Below are 16,935 nucleotides of genomic sequence, written 5' to 3'. Positions count from 1 at the left end.
TCCTCTGGTGGCGTCGGGCCACCTGCAGCGGGGGTTTTGCATAGATTGTGCCAGCGGTTTGGGGGCCTCAGTCGGCAGGAAATGCCACCAGCAGCAGGGTCATGTCATCCGGGGCCTTGTCGGCCCGTTCGTCAAACCAGGTGGCGATGGCCAGGGCCAGCTGCTCCAGGCCGGGTGCGGGGGTGAGACAGATCTGCTGCAGTTGCGCCTCCCACAACTGGCGCTCGGCGGGGTCCCGGCTCTCCAGCAGGCCATCGGTCCAGAACAGCAGGCGCTCGCCCGGCTGCAACTGATGCTCGCAGGTCTCGAAGTGGGGATCCGGCCGCAGACCGGGCAAGGGACCGGTCACGCCGAGCGGGTGCATTCCATCCGCCCCGATGAGCCAGGGGGCCGGGTGCCCGGCACTGGCCCAGCGGACGCGGCCCACCTCCCCCAGCTCGATGCAGAGGGTGGTGAGCAGGGTCGCCCCCAGCAGGGGATCGCTGTGCACGGCGGTGGAGAGGGTGGTCAACAGGCTGGCAGGGGATCGCTGCTCGCTCTGGGCGGTCAGCAGACCGCGCAGATAGCCCGCGTAGGCATGGGCAAAGAACTTGGCCTCGGCATCGTGCCCCATCACGTCCCCGAGCCACAGCACCCGCTCCTTCACCAGCAGGAAATCCCCGCCCCCCACGGCGGCGGCACGGGTCTGCAGCGCCAGCTGATAGCCGTGCAGCTGGTTGGCCGGCAGCAGGGGGCGCAGGGCCGAGGTCATCCGCTGATCCAGCTGATCCCCCCACTGGGCCTTGAGCTGGGCCGACCGCTTGAGCACCCGGGCGACCGCCAACTGCAGCGCCTGCTTGGTGATGGGCTTGATCAGGAAATCATCGATGCCAAGGGCGCCAGCCCGGCTCTGGGTCCATTGATCATGGTGGCCAGTCAGAAAGATGAAGGGGACCCCGCGCATCTTGGGATCCTTCATCAGCTGCTGGCGCAGGGCGAAGCCGTCGATCCCCTCCATCTCGATGTCGGAGAGCACCAGATCCGGCGGCTGGCGTCCCAGCGCCTGCAGGGCCGCCAGGGGATCGGCAAAGCTATCGACCTGATAGTTGTCGTGCAGATAGCCGGTGAGCAGGGTGCGCATCACCTTGTCATCGTCGATCACCGCCACCATGGGCATCCGCCGGGGAGCGTGCCGGGCCCGCAGGATCACCCGGTTGCGCCCCTGCTGGTGGCTGAAGCTCACTTCCTCAAACAGGCTGTGCACCAGCGCCAGACCATAGCCCCCCTCCTGCGGCTCTGCCGGCAGGGGGTTGGCCGCCAGCGCGGGCTGGGGCCCGCCGTCGTCATCCAGTTGCAGACTCAGGCCCCACTCATCCTGCTGCAGGCTGAGCCAGAGCTGGCTCGCCGGCGGCTCGCCATGACGCACGATATTGGTGGCGAGCTCGCTGAAACAGAGCAGCCAGTTGGCCTGCTCCTCGGGGGCAACCTGAAACAGTGCCAACCCTTGCGCCAGACGGCCGCGCAGCTCGCGTACCGACTGCAGGGTGGCGGGGGCGGATCGCAACCACTCTTTCATATCGTCTCCCTCAGATCCGGAAGTTGAGCAGCATGCTGCGCCGGCACCAGCGTTTGAGCCACTCGGTCAGCCGGTTGCTCGGCAGCCGGTTGAGTTCGCGCAGGATCTCGCTGGCCAGCCCCGGATTGACCCTGTCGTTGAACACGGCCCCCAGCAGATTGGCCTCGGCCCGGGTCAGCTTCTCCACCGCGCTCTGCACCATGGTGGTCGGCGTCACGCCGGCCAGCACCACCAGCAGGGCCCCCTCACAGGCGGCGCACACCTGATCCGCCGGGATATTGCCCCGGTTGAGGGCATTGAGGGGGGAGGTATCGAACAGCACAACATCATAGTGCTCGAGCCAGCACACCAGCAGGGCGCGCAGGGTCTCCTTGTTGCGAAAGGCCATCAGATCCTTGCCCGGCGCTGGCAGCACCGCCAGGGCGTGGCCCTGGTGCTGGGGCTCGGGCACGTCGTTGGGCCCCCAGGCCTGGCCGGCGGGCCGGCCCGGGTGATAGAGGTTGAGATCCACCAGCAGGGTCTTGAGGCCATCCGCCTCGGCGCGCCGGGCCAGCGCCTCGCAGATGGTGCTGACCCCCTCGCCCCCCTCGGCCGAGGTGACCGCCAGGGAGCGGATCCCCCGCGCCAGGGTCGAGGCGTAGAGCGACTCCAGTTCCAGGTACTGGATCGGGATGCTCACGTTACAGGGTTCCCACCAGGGCGACCACCGAGATGGTGGTGAGAATGTCACGCATCCCGTCCATGAAGATGGCCCAGTTGCTGCTCTTGCTGTCGGGGATGAAGACGGTGTCCCCTGCCCTGAGCACCGGCAGCTGGCTGAAATCGGGCTCCTTGGCAAAGCCGTCCAGATCGAAGGTACGGGCCTGATCCCCCTGGCCGCTGACGGCCATGTTGATCACCACGATCTTCTTGATGTAGGCCGAGCTGGTGGGCCCGCCGGCTTCCGCCAGCAGATCCAGCAGGGTCATGGAGGAGTTGAAGCGATAGCGACCCGGCCGGGCGATGGCCCCCAGCACCCGTATGGTGTTCTCCTTGGGCTCGTCGAGCCAGGGGCGGTTCTTCTCCGGCAGGTAGATGGAATCCCCCGGCAGCACCTTGGGCAACAGTGTCTCGTCGCCGGTCTCGAAGTAGAGGGAGAGATCCAGCTTGCTCACCCGCGCCGTGCTGCCGTTGCGATGGGCGATGCGCACGTTGCGCAGGTCTGCCGCCTGGGTCGGGCCGTCTGCCGCCGAGAGGATGTCGATAAAGCCCATCTCCTCGTTGAAGGCGTAGCGACCGGGGGCGCCGACCTGACCGAAGATGTAGATGGAGCTGTCCGGCGACTGGCGTACCCACTGGGACTTGTTGTCGCTGGGATCGGTGGGCAGCTCGGGGATCATGATGGTGAAGCCGGCGTGGATCCTGGGCAGGCTGCCAAGGGCTCCCCCCTGATGGAGAAACTTGTCGAGATCGAAGATGGTCGGGGTCGCCATGCCCCCTTCCGAGGTCAGGATCTGCACCTTGGCGATGTCGGCCCGCTCGTTGGGGCCGCCGGCATGGGCGATGAGATCGAGCAGCGACATCTCGTCAGACCATTCATAGCGGCCGGGAATGCGTACCGCCCCCATCACCATCACAGCCCGCCCCGGCGCCACTTTGAGCCAGGACTTCTCGTTGATGTCGGTCTTCTCCGGCACGAAGATGGCGTCCCCCGGCCTTATCTGCGGCAGGTTTTTCTGCATGCCCTCGGTATAGGCCTGCAGATCGATGGGTTCGACCGCGCCATTGGTGCGCAGCAAGCGGATCTGGCGGCTCTCGGCATAGCGGGTCGGTCCGCCGGCGTTGGCCAGGATGTCGAGGAAGGTATCCCCCTCCCGTCCCTCATAGGCGCCGGGCTTGAACACCTCCCCCATGATGTAGATGGTGCGCGCCCCGCGCTTGATCTGCTCCTCGTCCTTGGGCACGAAGATGGTGGCGCCGGGGGCCAGCGCCGGCAGCAGCTTGTTGTTGCCCGAATCGAGGTAGGCCTTGAGATCGAACAGTTCGGGGGCATCCCCGTTGATCACCCGGATCCGCTCCACCCCGGCAAAGCGGGTCACCCCGCCGGCCCGCATCAGCAGATCGACGATGGAGTTGCCGCTCTTGAAGCTGAAGGCGCCCGGGCTGTTCACCTCGCCAAACACCTTGATCGCCTTGCCGGTGTCGCCATCCCCGCCGGCTGCCAGGGTGGCGGCATCGAAGTCAATCTGGACGTTGCCGATAAGGGGGGATGCGGGCACGAAGACCACGTCGAGGGATTGCAGCGGGGGCAAGAGACCGGCATCGCCGGTATCGAGATAGCGTTTGTAGTCAAAGCTGGAGACGGTGTCGCCACGGCGTACCTGCATGTTGTTGAGCTGGGCCCCCGGCACCAGGCCGCCGGCCGCATCCAGCGCCATCTGCACGTTGCCATCGGGGGCCAGATCATAGCTGCCGGGCTTTTTGACATAGCCCATGACGCTGATGAGCAGCCGCTTTTCCAACAGGGTGATGGTCAGCTGGGAGAGGTTGTTGTAAACGGGCTTGAGGGCGGTGCGAATGATGGCGTCCGCCTCTGGGAGCGTCTTGCCGCCCACCACCACTGAGCCCACCTCGGGCAGTTTGATTTCACCCTGCTTGTCGATCTGGAAGGGCTTGTCGAAGGCGGCCTCCCCCGGCTGCACGATTGAGAGCCGATCACCCGGCGCCAGCAGGGTGCTTGCCAGCAGCGGACAGGTAAACAAAAACAGAACAACCGCGATAAATCCCTTGATAGCGCCCCGATCCATAGACATCCTTTTTATTGTTACGTTTGCCTCCACTGACGCAACGGAAGTCCAGACCAGCTCCGGCTACAACCCCCACTGGTGGTCTTTTCCAGCTGCAAACGCACCTGCTTCAACGACTCGGCCAGCATGGCCTGACGCCAGGCTACGTCGGCCCAGAGTCGGCCATGTACATCCCGTACTATATCAACTCGTTGAGATTGTAGCTGTTTTAGCCCAGCCGGCATGCAGTCGCGCAGACCCGCCTGCTGCAGGCTGACCAGTTGCTGATCGAGCTTCTGTTGACGCTCATCATAACCTGACAGCAGGCGTTGTTCATCCTCATTTAACGGTAACCAGGTGGGTCTCAGCTCGGCCATTCCCCCCTTGCCCTCGGATGGCCATTGCGCGCAACCCGCCATCAGCAGCGAGATCCCGAGCACAAGCCAGTGCTTCATGATGCCACCACCATGCCGGATGACTGCATGTAGGCTTTCACGTTCTCATGACAGGGAATGACCCGGTTGATGTGCAGCATGTCCAGCAGATCGCGGGGCTGACCGGGACCACAGATGATCTCCAGATGATGGCCGTTCATCACCAGCCGCTTGTGGAGAAACACCAGGGCACCGATCCCCGAGGAGTCGATGAAGTGCACGTCTCGCAGATCCGCCAGCACATCACCTGTGTACTCCGACAGCTTTTCAAATAAGGGGCGCAATTCACTGACGGCCATTGCATCAAACTCGCTTTCCAATGCCACAACCTGAGTGTCGTTAAGGGTGTAGGTCATGCTTTCCATGTTGAAGCTCCTTGTCTATGCCAGGACGGTTTAGTTCCATGCCATACCCAGTAAAGCAAGAGCCGTGCCTGGCAAGAAAAAGACCCAAAGAAACCCTGTTTTTCACCTTAACTAGAGAAGCACATCGGCCACGGCAAGGGGAACATTCTTTGCCAATTTGCAACATGGCTCATCCTTCTCATTGCAAAATGCGATGAAAAGACACTCTCACCTCCTCTTCACCCCCGTCTAAGCCACGCCAGTTGCCACTTTCCACTATCAGGCACGCTTATTGCCTTGCCTCTATGCCAGGCCCGCCGTTGCCCTGGCATCTGCTTCTCACGGTTCCATGGAGGAAGGTTATGAGATTCAATTTTTATATGGCACCCCTGCTGGCCATTCTTTGCGCTACCGCCCAGGCGACTCCCGATCCCGACAGCGCCCAGCTCAGGGTGGAAGGCGCCATTACCCAACCCAATTACCAGCAGGACGCCCTGTGGGACACCGCCATGCTGGATCAACTGCCCGAATACGAGATCAAGACTCACACCCCCTGGTATGACGAAGAGAAGACCTTCCGCGGCCCCCGTCTGAGCGATCTGCTGGCCAAGGTGGGCGCCAGCGGCAAGCAGCTGACCATCACGGCGCTCAACGACTACTCGATCCAGGTGCCCACCAGCGATGCCGCCCAGTATCAGGTGATCCTGGCCCGCAGCATCGATGGCAAGCCGCTGTCGGTGCGTGACAAGGGACCCCTGTTCCTGATCTACCCGTTTGATCAATACCCCGAGCTTCGCAACAAGCTCTATTACGGCCGTGCCATCTGGCAGATCAACAAGATCAAGGTGGAGTGAACCGCATCATGCAATCCATGGCAGCCAGTCAGCGCTCCCTGTTCGTCGTGCTCTGCGTGCTGTTGCTGGCGTTTGCCGGTATCGGTACCGTCCAGTACCGGCAGTTCGAGGAGCTGCAGCACAGCACCAGTCAGGGTGAAGACAACGTCATGTGGAACTATTTCCAGCTCTACAACGAGGCGCTGCGCTTTCAAAATGCCCTGAAAAATGAGCCGCGGGTCAAGTTCCAGCTCAGATACGACATTCTGGTCAGCCGGATTGAGCTGGTGCTGGAGAGCAAGGATCGCAACCTGCTGCAACATACCCAGATTTATCAGCAGGCCAGCAAGGAGATGCGCCGCTTCATCGCCCTGGCCGATCTCTGGCTCGGGCCGGTCCAGCACAAGCCGCTGGATCAGGCGGCCCATCAGCAGCTTGATCAACAGCTGGCCGCCCTGCTCCCCCAGCTCCACCAGCTGACCCTGGAGGTCAACGAGCAGGCGACCCTGCTCGACGTCGCCCGCCGCGAGGGGGTCCGCCAGCAGATCATCACCACCAGCCTGATCGCGGCCCTGCAGTTTGCCCTGCTGTTCGTGCTGGCCCTGCTCATCTGGCGGCAGATGAATATCTCCTTCCTGCAGCACAAGCTGATGCAGCAGCTCAACGAGAAGCTGGTACGGGCCAATCGCGAGGCCGAAGCGGGTCAGCGGGCGAAAAGCAGTTTTCTGGCCAACATGAGCCACGAGATCCGCACCCCCATGAACGGCATACTCGGCATGTTGTCGCTGCTGGCGGATCGCACCATGGCCCCCAGAGAGCGGGAGTACCTGGAAACGGCCCGGGAGTCAGCCAACCATCTGCTGGGGCTGCTCAACGACATTCTGGATATCTCGAAACTGGAAGAGGGTCGCATCGAGCTGCAACTCGTGCCCCACCATCTGCCCAAGCTGCTGGAGGACATCCGGGCCCTGATGCAGAGCAATTGCGATGCGAAAGGGATCAAGCTCAGCCTGACCCTGGCCCCCAACACGCCGGAATGGCTGATGATGGATCCCCTGCGGGTGCGCCAGATCCTGTTCAACCTGCTGAGCAACGCCATCAAGTTTACCCACCAGGGCGAGGTGAACATCAGGGTGGACAGCCAGCCGCTGGACAAGGAGCGTCATTCGATTCGGATCGCGATTCAGGACACCGGCATCGGCATGAGCAAGTACCAGATGGGCAACCTGTTCCAGCGATTCTCCCAGGCCGACATCTCCATCACCCGCCAATATGGTGGCTCGGGGCTGGGCCTCGAGATCTCCCGCAACCTCGCCCGCCTGATGGGGGGCGACATCTCGGTCGAGAGCCACGAGGGGTTCGGCAGCACCTTTACCTATCTCTGGCCTGCCCAGGCGACCACCCCGTCGATGACCAGCCTGCCCAGCAAGCCGACCAGTCAGGAGAGCTATCGCATCTTGCTGGTGGACGACAACGCCACCAATCGCAAGGTCATCGGTGCCATGCTCGCATCTGCCGGTCATCGGGTGACGCTGGCGCTGCAGGGGGAAGAGGCGCTGGCCAGACTGGCGCAAGAGACCTTCGACATCGTGCTGATGGATGTGCAGATGCCGGTGATGGACGGGCTGGCAGCCACCACCCATATCCGCGCCTCGCGCCAAAGCTGGGCCGACATTCCCATCATCGCCCTGACCGCGGATGCCATGCCCGAATCAAAGCAGTACTACCTGTCTCACGGCATGAACGGCTACATCACCAAGCCCATCAGCAAGGAGACGCTGCTGGGGGAGATCAACCGTCACCTGGTGCGTGAACAGCGCAAGCGCACCATGACCCTGGGCAATCAGGCTTGAAGCGGCGCCGCTGCGCCCGAACGCAGCGGCGTAAAGGTAGCAGGCGCTGGCTCGACGATGCGGGCGCCCGCCATGGGCGCCCGTTTTCACGCTTGAGCCAGACCCAGGTTCACTCCCGCCACCAGAGGCTGCCGCCATGGGGGGCCTGCAAGGTCAGTGACTCCCCCATCATGGGGGTGGTCAGCGGGATCTGCTGCTCGGCCGCCAGCCGGGTGATCTGCTCCAGCGGCTCATCCCATGGGTGCATGGCAAGATCGAAGGTGCCGTTGTGGATGGGATAGAGCCAGGTTGCGCGCAGATCATGAAACGCCTGTGCGGTCTGGGCCGGAAACATGTGCACATGGGCCCAGCGCTCGTTGTAGGCCCCCGTCTCGAGGAAGGCGATGTCAAACGGGCCATGGCGCTCCCCTATCTCCTTGAAGCCGGCGAAATAGCCGCTGTCGCCGCTGAAGAACAGCTTGCACTCATCGCTGCGAATGACCCAGGAGGCCCACAGAGTCTGGTTGCCATCGCTCAGGCCGCGGCCGGAGAAGTGCTGGGCCGGCGTGGCGATGAGTTCAATGCCATCGACCCGGGTCTGCTGCCACCAGTCCAGCTCCCTGATCTTGTGTGCCGGCACGCCCCAGGCGCGGAGCCTGGCCCCGACCCCGAGCGGGGTGATGAAGTGCGTAACCCTGCCCTGCAGCGCCACTATGGTGGCGTGATCCAGATGGTCATAGTGATCGTGGGAGAGGATCACCCCGGCCAGGGGCGGCAGATCCTCAAGGGCCATGGGCGGGGCATGCCAGCGCCTGGGACCAAGCCATGAGAGCGGTGATGCGCGCTCGCTGAAGACGGGATCGGTCAACCAGAACTGGCCGCGCAATTTGAGCAGCAGGCTGGAGTGACCCAGCCGCCAGACGCTGGAATCCGGCGCCGCCATGACATCCGCAAGGGTCATGGCCTGCACCGGGATGGCGCGATCCGGCAGGGTGCCGGCTGGCTTGCCAAACAGGAAGTCACGCCAGATCCCGACCTCTTTCCAGACACTGCGCGCGGGGGGCGCCACCAGATTGTGAAACCGGCCCGCCCGATACTGGGTTGAGTCCTGATGTTCGGGCAGACCCGATTGCAATACAGACGAGATAATACCGGCCATCGCGGCTCCTGTGAGTCATAACAACATAAGGGCCCCGGCAAACCGGGGCGACGCGAGCGTTGCCAAGACACGCGGCAGTGGCCGGGTGCCTTGCACGGCTCGCTTTCAAACAGGGCGCCTCAGCGCCCCACCAGTTTTCCCAGGTGCGCCGGGTAGCGCCCCCCTTCCAGCTCGATGCCTGCCACAGCGGCGTCTATGTCGGTCAGCTCGCGGCTGCCGAGCCTGATGGCGGCGGCCCCCAGGTTCTCTTCCAGCCGGTGCAGCTTGGTGGTGCCCGGAATGGGCACGATCCAGGGCCGCTGGGCCAGCAGCCAGGCAAGCGCAATCTGGGCCGGCGTTACCCCCTTGCTGGCGGCCAGATCCCCCAGCACCTCCACCAGGCGCAGGTTGGCGGCGCGGGCCTCCTCGGCAAAGCGCGGCACTATGCTGCGAAAATCGTTCGCCTCGAAGCGGGTATCGGCCTTGATGGCCCCGGTCAGAAAGCCCTTGCCGAGCGGGCTGAACGGCACGAAACCTATCCCCAGCTCGTCGAGCAGCGGCAGGATCGTCTGCTCGGGCTCACGCCACCAGAGGGAATATTCGCTCTGCAGCGCCGCCACCGGCTGCACCTTGTGGGCACGGCGGATGGAATCGACGCCGGCCTCGGACAGACCGAAGTGGCGCACTTTCCCCTCGCGGATCAGGTCCTGTACGGTGCCGGCCACTTCTTCCATCGGCACCCCGGGATCGACGCGGTGCTGGTAGAAGAGATCGATGACATCGGTGTTGAGCCGGCGCAGGGAGGCCTCGGCCACGGCGCGGATATTCTCCGGCCGGCTGTCCAGCCCATCGGGTACCTTGCCGTGCTTGAAGCCGAACTTGGTGGCGATCACCACCTTGTCGCGAAACGGGGCCAGCGCCTCCCCCAGCAGCAACTCGTTATCGCCCGGGCCATAGGCTTCGGCAGTATCGAAGAAGGTGACCCCGAGCTCATGGGCGCGCCGGATCAGGGCGATCGCCTCCGCCTTGTCGGTGGCGGGACCATAACCAAAGCTCAAGCCCATGCAGCCCAGACCGATGGCGGATACCGTCAGCCCGCTGTGACCCAATTGACGTGTTTGCATGCTTGCTCCTTTTCTCACAATGCAGCCGGAACTGCCCTGGTAACCATGGATGCACAGCCCCTTGTCTCAACCAACCCGAAGGGGAGTCAAGCGCTAAAGGCTGGCGCGGTCGATGGACGCACTATAGAGATGGGATAAACATCGAACTAGACGGTAAATGGCGGAATCAGTTACAACCAAATGATGTAAATCCATGAGCCAGACCATGATCAACGAATTGCGCTCCATCACCACCTTCGTACACACGGCCGAGCTGGGCAGCCTCAGCAAGGCGGCCGAGGCCCAGCAGATCTCTCCCCAGGCCGCCAGCAAGGCGCTCGGGCAGCTGGAAAGCTATCTGGGGGTACGCCTGTTTCATCGCACCACCCGCAGCATGTCGCTGACCGAAGAGGGGCAACGATTTCTGGAGGCGGCGCAGCCTGCCCTGCTCGGCCTGCAACAGGCCCTGACGGCGGCGCGCCAGACCCGTGAGGAGTTCGCCGGCCCGCTGCGAATAGTGGGCCCGCGCTCCGTGGTGCAGACGGTCATAGGGCCGCTGCTGGAGGAGTACTGCCGCCGCTATCCCGATGTGCAGCCGGATATCCGGCTCGATGACAGGGTCGGCAACTGGGTGGAGGAGCGGGTCGATGTGGGGCTGCGCATCGGCATCTCGCCCCAGGAGGGGCTGATCGCGCGCCGCCTGTTCCCCATGCAGCTCATCATCTGCGCCGCCCCCGCGTATCTGCGCAAATATGGCGTACCCCTCACCCTGCACGATCTTGCCCTGCATCGCTGCAGTGCCTTTCGCCACGCCGGCAACGGACGCCTGATCCCCTGGTACGTCAAGATGGGGGACGAATTGCAGGAGCATCCGGTGCGCCCGGCACTCTCCACCAACGACGAGATGGTGGAGCTGGGGGCCGTACTGGCCGGCGATGTCATCGGCCAGCTAGCCGGGCCGACGGCGGCGGCGCATATCCGCGCCGGCCGCCTGGTGCCCTTGCTGCTCGAGCACATGACCCAGAGGCTCGGCCTGTTTCTCTACTACGGCAGTCGCGCCGCCCAGCCCGCCCGGGTGCGCCACTTCATCGATCTGGCGATCGCCAGCCTCGCGGACAACCGCGCCTATGTGCTCGACCTGGATGAACTGGAGCAGGCCCATCGGGCCGGCATGGCGTCGCTGCAAGCGACATGACGCCCACGCCCCCGTCCCGGCGCCGCAGACCAGCGCCCAGGCCTTCCCTTACATGAAGTACGGCTTGTCGCCCTCGCTGCCGGGTTGGTGGATGCCAAGGTTCTCCCCCAGATGCAGCTCGGGCGAGACCAGGATCCGGGTGATGAGCTCCCCCACGCTCCTGCGCGACACCACAGTGCCCAAGAAGGGCTGGCCCTTGGCGGTCAGCTCGTAATCCACTTCATCCTCATCGGTCAGCCAGGCCGGGCGCAAGATGGTGTAATCCAGCCCCGATGCCTCGATGGCGTCCGCCGCGCGCCGGTAGGGTTTAAGCTCCTCGCCGATGATGCCGCGATTCCACTCGCCGAACTTGCCGGGCACCTCGTCGTAGATCCCGAGCGACAGCACGAAGACCAGGCGCTTCACTCCGGCGGCCTGCATGGCGGTGATGATCGCCTGGGCCTGCTTGTCCAGGTTGTCGCCACTGAGGTTGGCGTAGACGATCTCTTGTCCTGCCATCGCCTCCTTGAGCAGCGGCTTGTCCAGCACGCTGCCGATCACCACCCTGGCGTTGGCCGGCTCACGGCCGCTCAATTTCCTGGGATCGCGCAGCAGCAAGGTCTGGCGGAGGTCGCCCTGCCCGGCGAGCCCCTTGACCACCCACCGGGCTATCTGGCCGCTGGCGCCGAGGATCAATACGTTTCGCATATCGGTTGACCTTTCGTTTGTCGCTTGAATGGGCGGGGATGCCCCCACCGCGGGATCACAGGGTGCGCTGGAAGAAGGGCACCACGCTTGCCATGGCGATGGCCACCGGCTCGGGTTTGTCGTAGAGGTCGTAGTGGGACCAGCCTTCGGCCACGACGATGTGCTTGTCGGTGGAGGCGGCGCGGCCGTAGATCTCCCAACCATCACGATAGGCCCCAAAGCCCCCTGCCTTGTCGCCGATCACCACCATCAGCGGCTGGGTCAGCAGCACCTCGGCATGGAGGAAGGCATCCCACCCCATGGCGGCGCCGGTGAAGGACATCAGCTGGCGGGTCGCGCCATGGGGCTGCTGACCGCGCGCCGTCTTGTAGTACTCGGTGGCCTCCAGCACGTCGATGTCGGTGATGCCTGCCGCGGTGGCCGCCGCCACGGACTCTGGCAGCAGTTCGGCGGGCTCAGTGGCGTCACCTTGTGCCTGCGCCGTGCGCATCCGGGCGATGCTCTGGGCCAGCTCAAGAGGTTTGAACTGGGCGAAGCCTTCACGGATCAGGCGGCCATAGTTGACCCCGGTGATGGAGACCAGCGCCTTGAGGCGGTGATCCGTGATGCCCGCATGGATGGTGTAGGCGCCGCCGCCGCACACGCCGATGGCGCCGATGCGATCGTTGTCCACATAAGGCAGGGATTGCAGATAGTCCACCGCGAAGCGGATGTCGGAGACCCGAATGGCCGGATCCTCGATAAAGCGCGGCTCACCGCCGCTGGCGCCCTGGAAGCTGGCGTCGGGCACCAGTACCACGAACCCTGCCGCGGCCATCCCCTTGGCGTAGACATTGCCGGCGGTCTGCTCCTTGCAGCTGCCGATGGGGTGGGTGCTGACGATGGCCGGGTAGCGCTTTTGCTCGTCGAAATCGGGCGGCAGGTAGAGGTCGGCCGCCGTCTGCCAGCCCAGGTTCTGATAGGTCAGGTTCAATACATGGCTCATGATGATGCTCCTCGATAAGCGAGAGGGGCCTCCCCCTCTCGCGGGCCGATTAGTTCAGGGTTCGCAGGAAGAAGGGGGCCAGCTTGGCGACGGCCTCGTCGACATGGCGGGGCACATCGTAGAGGGACATGTGATTGGCCCCCTCCACCACATGCAGGGTCTTGTCTGTGCTCGCGGCGCGCTCCAGCAGGTCATCGCTCATCCACTTGCTGCCGGCCACACTGCCAGCCACCGCCAGAATGGGCTGGGTCAGGAAGGCCTCGGCCTTGTGATAGGCGTCGTAGGTGATGATCTGGTTCAGGTTGCGGGTCAGCGCAAAGCCCGGCGCGTTGGGGTGCTCGCAGCGCGGGGTATGGTAGTACTCCCAGGCTTCGCGCAGCTCCTCGTTGGGGGCATCCTCTTCACGCAGGGGCGCCAAGGGGATGGTGGCGTAGGCGGTGCCTGACGCATCCGTGGTGCGCGCCTGGGAGCCGAAGTCCAGATAGCCCATGGCATCGGCATCCTTGACGCTGTTGTCCCAGCCATTGCGGAACATCTGGCCGATGTTGACCGCGCTGACCATGCCGAGCGCCTTGATACGGCGATCCTGGATGGCGGCATTGGCGCTGTAGCCGGCACCGGCGCAGATGCCCATGGCCCCGATCTTGTGCTGATCGACATAGGGCAGCGTGGTCAGGTAGTCCACCACGGCGCTGACGTCCTCGGTGCTGACATGGGGGTTCTCCAGCTGACGCGGCTCGCCCGAGCTCTCGCCCTGATAGGAGCGGTCAAAGGCGATGGCGATGAGGCCCTGCTCGGCCAGCTTGCTGGCGTACAGGCCCGCGGTCTGCTCCTTCACCCCGCCGCCGGGGTGGGAGACCACGACCGCCGGGTACTGCTTGCGCTCATTGAAGTGCGGCGGGAAGTGAAGGATGGCAGCCATAGTGATGCCTTGGCCGTTGCGATTGGGGAAGGTGACGTGGGACATGGTCGGGCTCTCCGTTAGGTTCTAGATCGTCTTGGTTGACGCGAGTTCAAGCACATAGTAGTAAGTCTATTGAGCTAGATATACGCACCTATCCAGACATGACTGATTAGCCAGGCTAAACAAATGCCCATAGAACCTTCACTCGTCGCGTCACTGACGTGGTTTGCCCACATCGCCCGTCACCGCAGCTTCACCAAGGCCGCCACCGAGATGGGGGTGACCCGCGCCGCCCTCTCCCAACACCTGAAGGGGCTGGAGCAGCAGCTGCAGGTGCGGCTGCTCAACCGCACCACCCGCGACATGTCGCTGACCGAGGAGGGGCGGCGCCTGCTGGATGTGCTGCAACCCTCCCTCACGGCCATCGAGCGGGTGGTGAGCGAGCTCAATGACTCCCACCTCGAGCCCTCGGGACTTATTCGCATCAACAGTTCGCGCATCGCCGCCAGGCTGCTGCTCGAGCCCCACATGGGTGAGTTTCTGGCGCGCCATCCCAAGCTGCGGCTGGAGCTGGTGATGGCGGACGGGTTTTCCAACATCATCACCGACGGGATGGATGCCGGCATTCGCCTGGGGGAGAGCCTGGATGAACACGTGGTGGCGGTGCCTATCACCCCCCCTCTGACCATGGCCATCGTCGGCTCACCCGACTATTTCAGGCAGCATGGCACGCCGCAGACCCCGGGCGATCTCACCCGGCACAACTGCCTGGCCTACCGCTTTACCTCCAGCAATACCATAGACCGCTGGTCGTTTACCTCCCCCGATGAGGAGCAGCACACTCAGATCGTCGATCCCAAGGGCAACGCCGTGTTCAACGACGACGACAGCATGCTGCAGGCGGCCCTGCAGGGGGTGGGGTTGGTCAAACACCTGGATCTGCGGGTGCGCCAGCACCTGAGTGACGGCTCACTGGTGCGGGTACTCGCCCCCTGGTGCCCCCCCTTCCCTGGGTTTTATCTCTATGTGCCGTCGCGGGCCCAGATGCCGGCCAAGATCCGGGCGCTGATGGATTTCCTGATCGAGAAGCGAGCGCTGCTGTCCTGATCCCCCAGTGCTGGCCGTTGCCCGTCAGGCCAGCAAGTGGTTCACGCGCCACCAGTCAGTGCTCGGGCTTGCCGACGGTCTGGCGCTTTCCTGCACTTGGGCGTAGGCGTACGGCAAGCCCTTCTCTTTCAAAAAGGGGTTGTAGCGTGGTGAGAACAAAGAGAATGCAATGGCAATAGAGGCCACGGGCAGTGACTGAGGGAAACATGATCCCAAGGGAACTACGTGGAAGATCAAGAGGACGTTTGCGCTGGACGCCAGAGCCACCTTGCGGTCGCACCTGAGAGCTTGCGGCAGAGAATCGGAAATATGGGATGAAGACGCCAGGCTCATCCACATCAAGTGGATGACCAAGAGGTCTGAAGAGAGATTGATAGGTAACTTATTGAATTGCAGAAACAAGTGGTGGCCCTACCAGCCACATCCCGGCACTCGAGTCCCCCGCCTTGGCTGCTACCTTCCGGTCCTGACCAGGTCGACGGGTTATCAATGCGAGCCCAAATAAATCAGGCACATGGGGATGGAACTGATTGCCATCACAGTGTTCTGAAACCTCAACAAGCGAGAATCCGCCGCAAGTACGGTCATCCACATCAAGTGGACATGCTTAAATGGGTAACAAACAGGGCAATCCTACCCGCCCTCACCCGTACACTGCAAGCACCTCATTACAGGCCCCATCCCCTCCCGCCACAGCTCAATAATCAACCCAATGTTGAGCAAAGTGACATCTAATGATAGCTTTGGGTCTCACTTAAACCCGAGGTGACATATGGCTACGAACACAGGCAAAGGCTATCGACAAGGTTCCGTCAACGACCGTACCCAGGTAAAAAATCCGGTGACTGGAAACTGGGTGAAACGGGACGCTGACACTGGCCGCTTTATCGACCAGAAACAAGATGGAGAACCCTTCAAAGGGGTAGCCAAAGAAACCGACAACCGCCGTAAGTGAGATCGCCGATGACCGACCAGTGTTCTTGTGGCCAGCCACTCAATCATTCTGTTGTGTTCCATCAAAACGGGCAGAAACTCAAAAGCTGCCCGAACTGTTCAGAACAGGCTGGCGTTCATGTGTTCTATCGGGCAGGAGAATTCGGATTCAGACGGATGGCTGGTGTAACCAGGATACAATCATGGTGCCGTGGTTGCCGAGCCAAGCACCGCTACCGGCTTGATGCCTTGCATACCTGCTAAAGAAAAGGAGCTCTGATGTGAGCTCCTTCAAGTCTACTAGGCCAGAATCGCCACTACTGGAAACAGCAGAAGCAAATGGAACACAAACAGGATCGGGGTAGGATAGCCCTGTGCCTTCCCTAACGCCTCTTTCGCCTCTTCTGCAAGGTTATCGCTGTTGCGGTAACTGGGAATCAAGAAGAGCAGAGCCAAGCCAACGTAGACCATGACTTGGCTGGCCAATATCCAGGAGTCATAGCCTAGCTCCGACAGAAACTCTGATGTTTTGAGTCCAACGTCATAGCCGAGGCCAAGATCATTGGATAGTCCATAAATCCTTGCAAAGTGTGCAGAACGTTCAATGCTGATGAACCATCCGATCACGAATCCTGTCGCAGTCATCGCAACAGTAGCCACACCGATCATGCGGCTCAGCGGGTCTGTGCGTACGGCAGCCTGGAGACGCTTTTCGTAGCCAATAAAGACCAGAATGGCCCAGTGCAGAGTACCAACTACAACAGTGCCCATGATGATCCCAAGCCCTGCGTTGTAGTTAATGCTCAACCCCATGCGAGGCAGCAGAAACTGCCAGGCGAGCACGAGAAGTGCCGTCAGCCACAACCCCCACAGGTGAGCCCTCAGCATGCCCGAGAGATAGGCGTTATAACTGCAGATCCCGCCCCGCAGATAAGGGTTGTTGTTGACCTCGGTTGAATTGGACGGAAGTTCTAGTCGCACAGATTGCTTTAGCCAATCGCGATAACGAGCCCACTTGCCCGCGACCTGTGCCGATGCAGTTTCCCGCTGCTCGAAGAACCGGCCAGATTCTTGTTTTGTCTTCTCTTGTTCCATGTTGTTATCCTTGTTGTCAAAACCA

At 62.6% G+C, this 16,935-nt stretch carries 16 protein-coding genes and 1 other RNA gene; 5 read left to right on the top strand and 12 right to left on the bottom strand.

Going from position 1 to position 16,935, the window contains the following annotated elements; all coding sequences use genetic code 11:
• Positions 1 to 67: 67 nt before the first annotated feature.
• From PG897_RS00840 to PG897_RS00820, 5 genes are read right to left on the bottom strand one after another with little or no spacing between them, the layout of a single operon-like run.
• Positions 68 to 1,555 (bottom strand): SpoIIE family protein phosphatase, encoded by a 1,488-nt coding sequence (locus PG897_RS00840; protein ID WP_201880758.1) that lies wholly within the window; start codon positions 1,553 to 1,555, stop codon positions 68 to 70.
• 10 nt (positions 1,556 to 1,565) lie between these two features.
• Positions 1,566 to 2,234: a capsular biosynthesis protein gene (locus PG897_RS00835; protein ID WP_270828694.1), complete on the bottom strand. Its 669-nt coding sequence runs from the start codon at positions 2,232 to 2,234 to the stop codon at positions 1,566 to 1,568.
• 1 nt (position 2,235) lies between these two features.
• The gene (locus PG897_RS00830; protein WP_201880760.1) at positions 2,236 to 4,341 is read right to left on the bottom strand and encodes an SLBB domain-containing protein; all 2,106 of its coding nucleotides are present in this window, start codon (positions 4,339 to 4,341) and stop codon (positions 2,236 to 2,238) included.
• A gap of 17 nt (positions 4,342 to 4,358) precedes the next feature.
• The gene (locus PG897_RS00825; protein WP_010633832.1) at positions 4,359 to 4,775 is read right to left on the bottom strand and encodes a hypothetical protein; all 417 of its coding nucleotides are present in this window, start codon (positions 4,773 to 4,775) and stop codon (positions 4,359 to 4,361) included.
• Positions 4,772 to 5,119, bottom strand: a complete 348-nt coding sequence (locus PG897_RS00820; RefSeq protein WP_005301420.1) for an STAS domain-containing protein — start codon at positions 5,117 to 5,119, stop codon at positions 4,772 to 4,774. Before PG897_RS00820 ends, PG897_RS00825 begins: the two co-directional genes overlap by 4 nt.
• 341 nt (positions 5,120 to 5,460) lie before the next feature.
• Between PG897_RS00820 and PG897_RS00815 the strand changes: the two genes are divergently transcribed.
• Together PG897_RS00815 and PG897_RS00810 are read left to right on the top strand one after the other, a co-directional pair.
• Positions 5,461 to 5,952, top strand: coding sequence for a molybdopterin-dependent oxidoreductase (locus PG897_RS00815; protein ID WP_201880763.1), 492 nt, complete (start codon positions 5,461 to 5,463; stop codon positions 5,950 to 5,952).
• A gap of 8 nt (positions 5,953 to 5,960) precedes the next feature.
• The gene (locus tag PG897_RS00810; RefSeq protein WP_043158731.1) at positions 5,961 to 7,784 is read left to right on the top strand and encodes an ATP-binding protein; all 1,824 of its coding nucleotides are present in this window, start codon (positions 5,961 to 5,963) and stop codon (positions 7,782 to 7,784) included.
• A gap of 109 nt (positions 7,785 to 7,893) precedes the next feature.
• On the opposite strand, the gene PG897_RS00805 is transcribed toward PG897_RS00810, so the two are convergent.
• Positions 7,894 to 8,922, bottom strand: coding sequence for an MBL fold metallo-hydrolase (locus PG897_RS00805; RefSeq protein WP_226013861.1), 1,029 nt, complete (start codon positions 8,920 to 8,922; stop codon positions 7,894 to 7,896).
• Positions 8,923 to 9,041: 119 nt separating this feature from the next.
• Entirely contained in the window at positions 9,042 to 10,025 is a 984-nt protein-coding gene (locus tag PG897_RS00800; protein WP_010633828.1) for an aldo/keto reductase, read from the bottom strand.
• A gap of 193 nt (positions 10,026 to 10,218) precedes the next feature.
• Here PG897_RS00800 and PG897_RS00795 point away from each other — a divergent pair, with 193 nt between their 5' ends.
• Positions 10,219 to 11,199, top strand: coding sequence for a LysR family transcriptional regulator (locus PG897_RS00795; RefSeq protein WP_080761011.1), 981 nt, complete (start codon positions 10,219 to 10,221; stop codon positions 11,197 to 11,199).
• Between the two features lie 48 nt (positions 11,200 to 11,247).
• Here PG897_RS00795 and PG897_RS00790 read toward each other — a convergent pair whose 3' ends face one another.
• From PG897_RS00790 to PG897_RS00780, 3 genes are read right to left on the bottom strand one after another with little or no spacing between them, the layout of a single operon-like run.
• Positions 11,248 to 11,886 carry an SDR family oxidoreductase gene (locus tag PG897_RS00790; protein WP_201880765.1) on the bottom strand — a complete coding sequence of 213 codons (639 nt, stop codon included), beginning with the start codon at positions 11,884 to 11,886 and terminating at the stop codon, positions 11,248 to 11,250.
• A gap of 55 nt (positions 11,887 to 11,941) precedes the next feature.
• Positions 11,942 to 12,871 carry an alpha/beta hydrolase gene (locus PG897_RS00785; RefSeq protein WP_026141351.1) on the bottom strand — a complete coding sequence of 310 codons (930 nt, stop codon included), beginning with the start codon at positions 12,869 to 12,871 and terminating at the stop codon, positions 11,942 to 11,944.
• 49 nt (positions 12,872 to 12,920) lie between these two features.
• Positions 12,921 to 13,838 carry an alpha/beta hydrolase gene (locus PG897_RS00780; RefSeq protein ID WP_201880767.1) on the bottom strand — a complete coding sequence of 306 codons (918 nt, stop codon included), beginning with the start codon at positions 13,836 to 13,838 and terminating at the stop codon, positions 12,921 to 12,923.
• A gap of 123 nt (positions 13,839 to 13,961) precedes the next feature.
• Between PG897_RS00780 and PG897_RS00775 the strand changes: the two genes are divergently transcribed.
• A complete protein-coding gene (locus PG897_RS00775; protein WP_270828693.1) occupies positions 13,962 to 14,882 on the top strand; it encodes a LysR family transcriptional regulator in 921 nt (306 codons plus the stop codon).
• Positions 14,883 to 15,291: 409 nt separating this feature from the next.
• Here PG897_RS00775 and ffs read toward each other — a convergent pair.
• An RNA gene (gene ffs / locus PG897_RS00770) (signal recognition particle sRNA small type) lies at positions 15,292 to 15,385 on the bottom strand.
• Between the two features lie 269 nt (positions 15,386 to 15,654).
• Between ffs and PG897_RS00765 the strand changes: the two genes are divergently transcribed.
• Positions 15,655 to 15,837 (top strand): hypothetical protein, encoded by a 183-nt coding sequence (locus tag PG897_RS00765; protein ID WP_223920027.1) that lies wholly within the window; start codon positions 15,655 to 15,657, stop codon positions 15,835 to 15,837.
• A gap of 278 nt (positions 15,838 to 16,115) precedes the next feature.
• On the opposite strand, the gene PG897_RS00760 is transcribed toward PG897_RS00765, so the two are convergent.
• Positions 16,116 to 16,910 carry a hypothetical protein gene (locus PG897_RS00760; protein WP_270828692.1) on the bottom strand — a complete coding sequence of 265 codons (795 nt, stop codon included), beginning with the start codon at positions 16,908 to 16,910 and terminating at the stop codon, positions 16,116 to 16,118.
• Positions 16,911 to 16,935: the final 25 nt, after the last annotated feature.

The sequence above is a fragment of the Aeromonas sp. QDB20 genome (genome assembly GCF_027707805.1).
Taxonomy (GTDB): Bacteria; Pseudomonadota; Gammaproteobacteria; order Enterobacterales; family Aeromonadaceae; genus Aeromonas; species Aeromonas dhakensis.
The sequence above is the reverse complement of the archived record's forward strand: the minus strand, read 5'-3'. Positions and strand labels throughout refer to the sequence as shown.

Coding starts and splice junctions, on each gene's coding strand:
- PG897_RS00840 (WP_201880758.1), bottom strand. CDS start 1,555: ATGAAAGAGTGGTTGCGATCCGCCCCCGCCACCCTGCAGTCGGTACGC.
- PG897_RS00830 (WP_201880760.1), bottom strand. CDS start 4,341: ATGGATCGGGGCGCTATCAAGGGATTTATCGCGGTTGTTCTGTTTTTG.
- PG897_RS00825 (WP_010633832.1), bottom strand. CDS start 4,775: ATGAAGCACTGGCTTGTGCTCGGGATCTCGCTGCTGATGGCGGGTTGC.
- PG897_RS00820 (WP_005301420.1), bottom strand. CDS start 5,119: ATGGAAAGCATGACCTACACCCTTAACGACACTCAGGTTGTGGCATTG.
- PG897_RS00815 (WP_201880763.1), top strand. CDS start 5,461: ATGAGATTCAATTTTTATATGGCACCCCTGCTGGCCATTCTTTGCGCT.
- PG897_RS00810 (WP_043158731.1), top strand. CDS start 5,961: ATGCAATCCATGGCAGCCAGTCAGCGCTCCCTGTTCGTCGTGCTCTGC.
- PG897_RS00805 (WP_226013861.1), bottom strand. CDS start 8,922: ATGGCCGGTATTATCTCGTCTGTATTGCAATCGGGTCTGCCCGAACAT.
- PG897_RS00800 (WP_010633828.1), bottom strand. CDS start 10,025: ATGCAAACACGTCAATTGGGTCACAGCGGGCTGACGGTATCCGCCATC.
- PG897_RS00795 (WP_080761011.1), top strand. CDS start 10,219: ATGAGCCAGACCATGATCAACGAATTGCGCTCCATCACCACCTTCGTA.
- PG897_RS00790 (WP_201880765.1), bottom strand. CDS start 11,886: ATGCGAAACGTATTGATCCTCGGCGCCAGCGGCCAGATAGCCCGGTGG.
- PG897_RS00785 (WP_026141351.1), bottom strand. CDS start 12,871: ATGAGCCATGTATTGAACCTGACCTATCAGAACCTGGGCTGGCAGACG.
- PG897_RS00780 (WP_201880767.1), bottom strand. CDS start 13,838: ATGTCCCACGTCACCTTCCCCAATCGCAACGGCCAAGGCATCACTATG.
- PG897_RS00775 (WP_270828693.1), top strand. CDS start 13,962: ATGCCCATAGAACCTTCACTCGTCGCGTCACTGACGTGGTTTGCCCAC.
- PG897_RS00765 (WP_223920027.1), top strand. CDS start 15,655: ATGGCTACGAACACAGGCAAAGGCTATCGACAAGGTTCCGTCAACGAC.
- PG897_RS00760 (WP_270828692.1), bottom strand. CDS start 16,910: ATGGAACAAGAGAAGACAAAACAAGAATCTGGCCGGTTCTTCGAGCAG.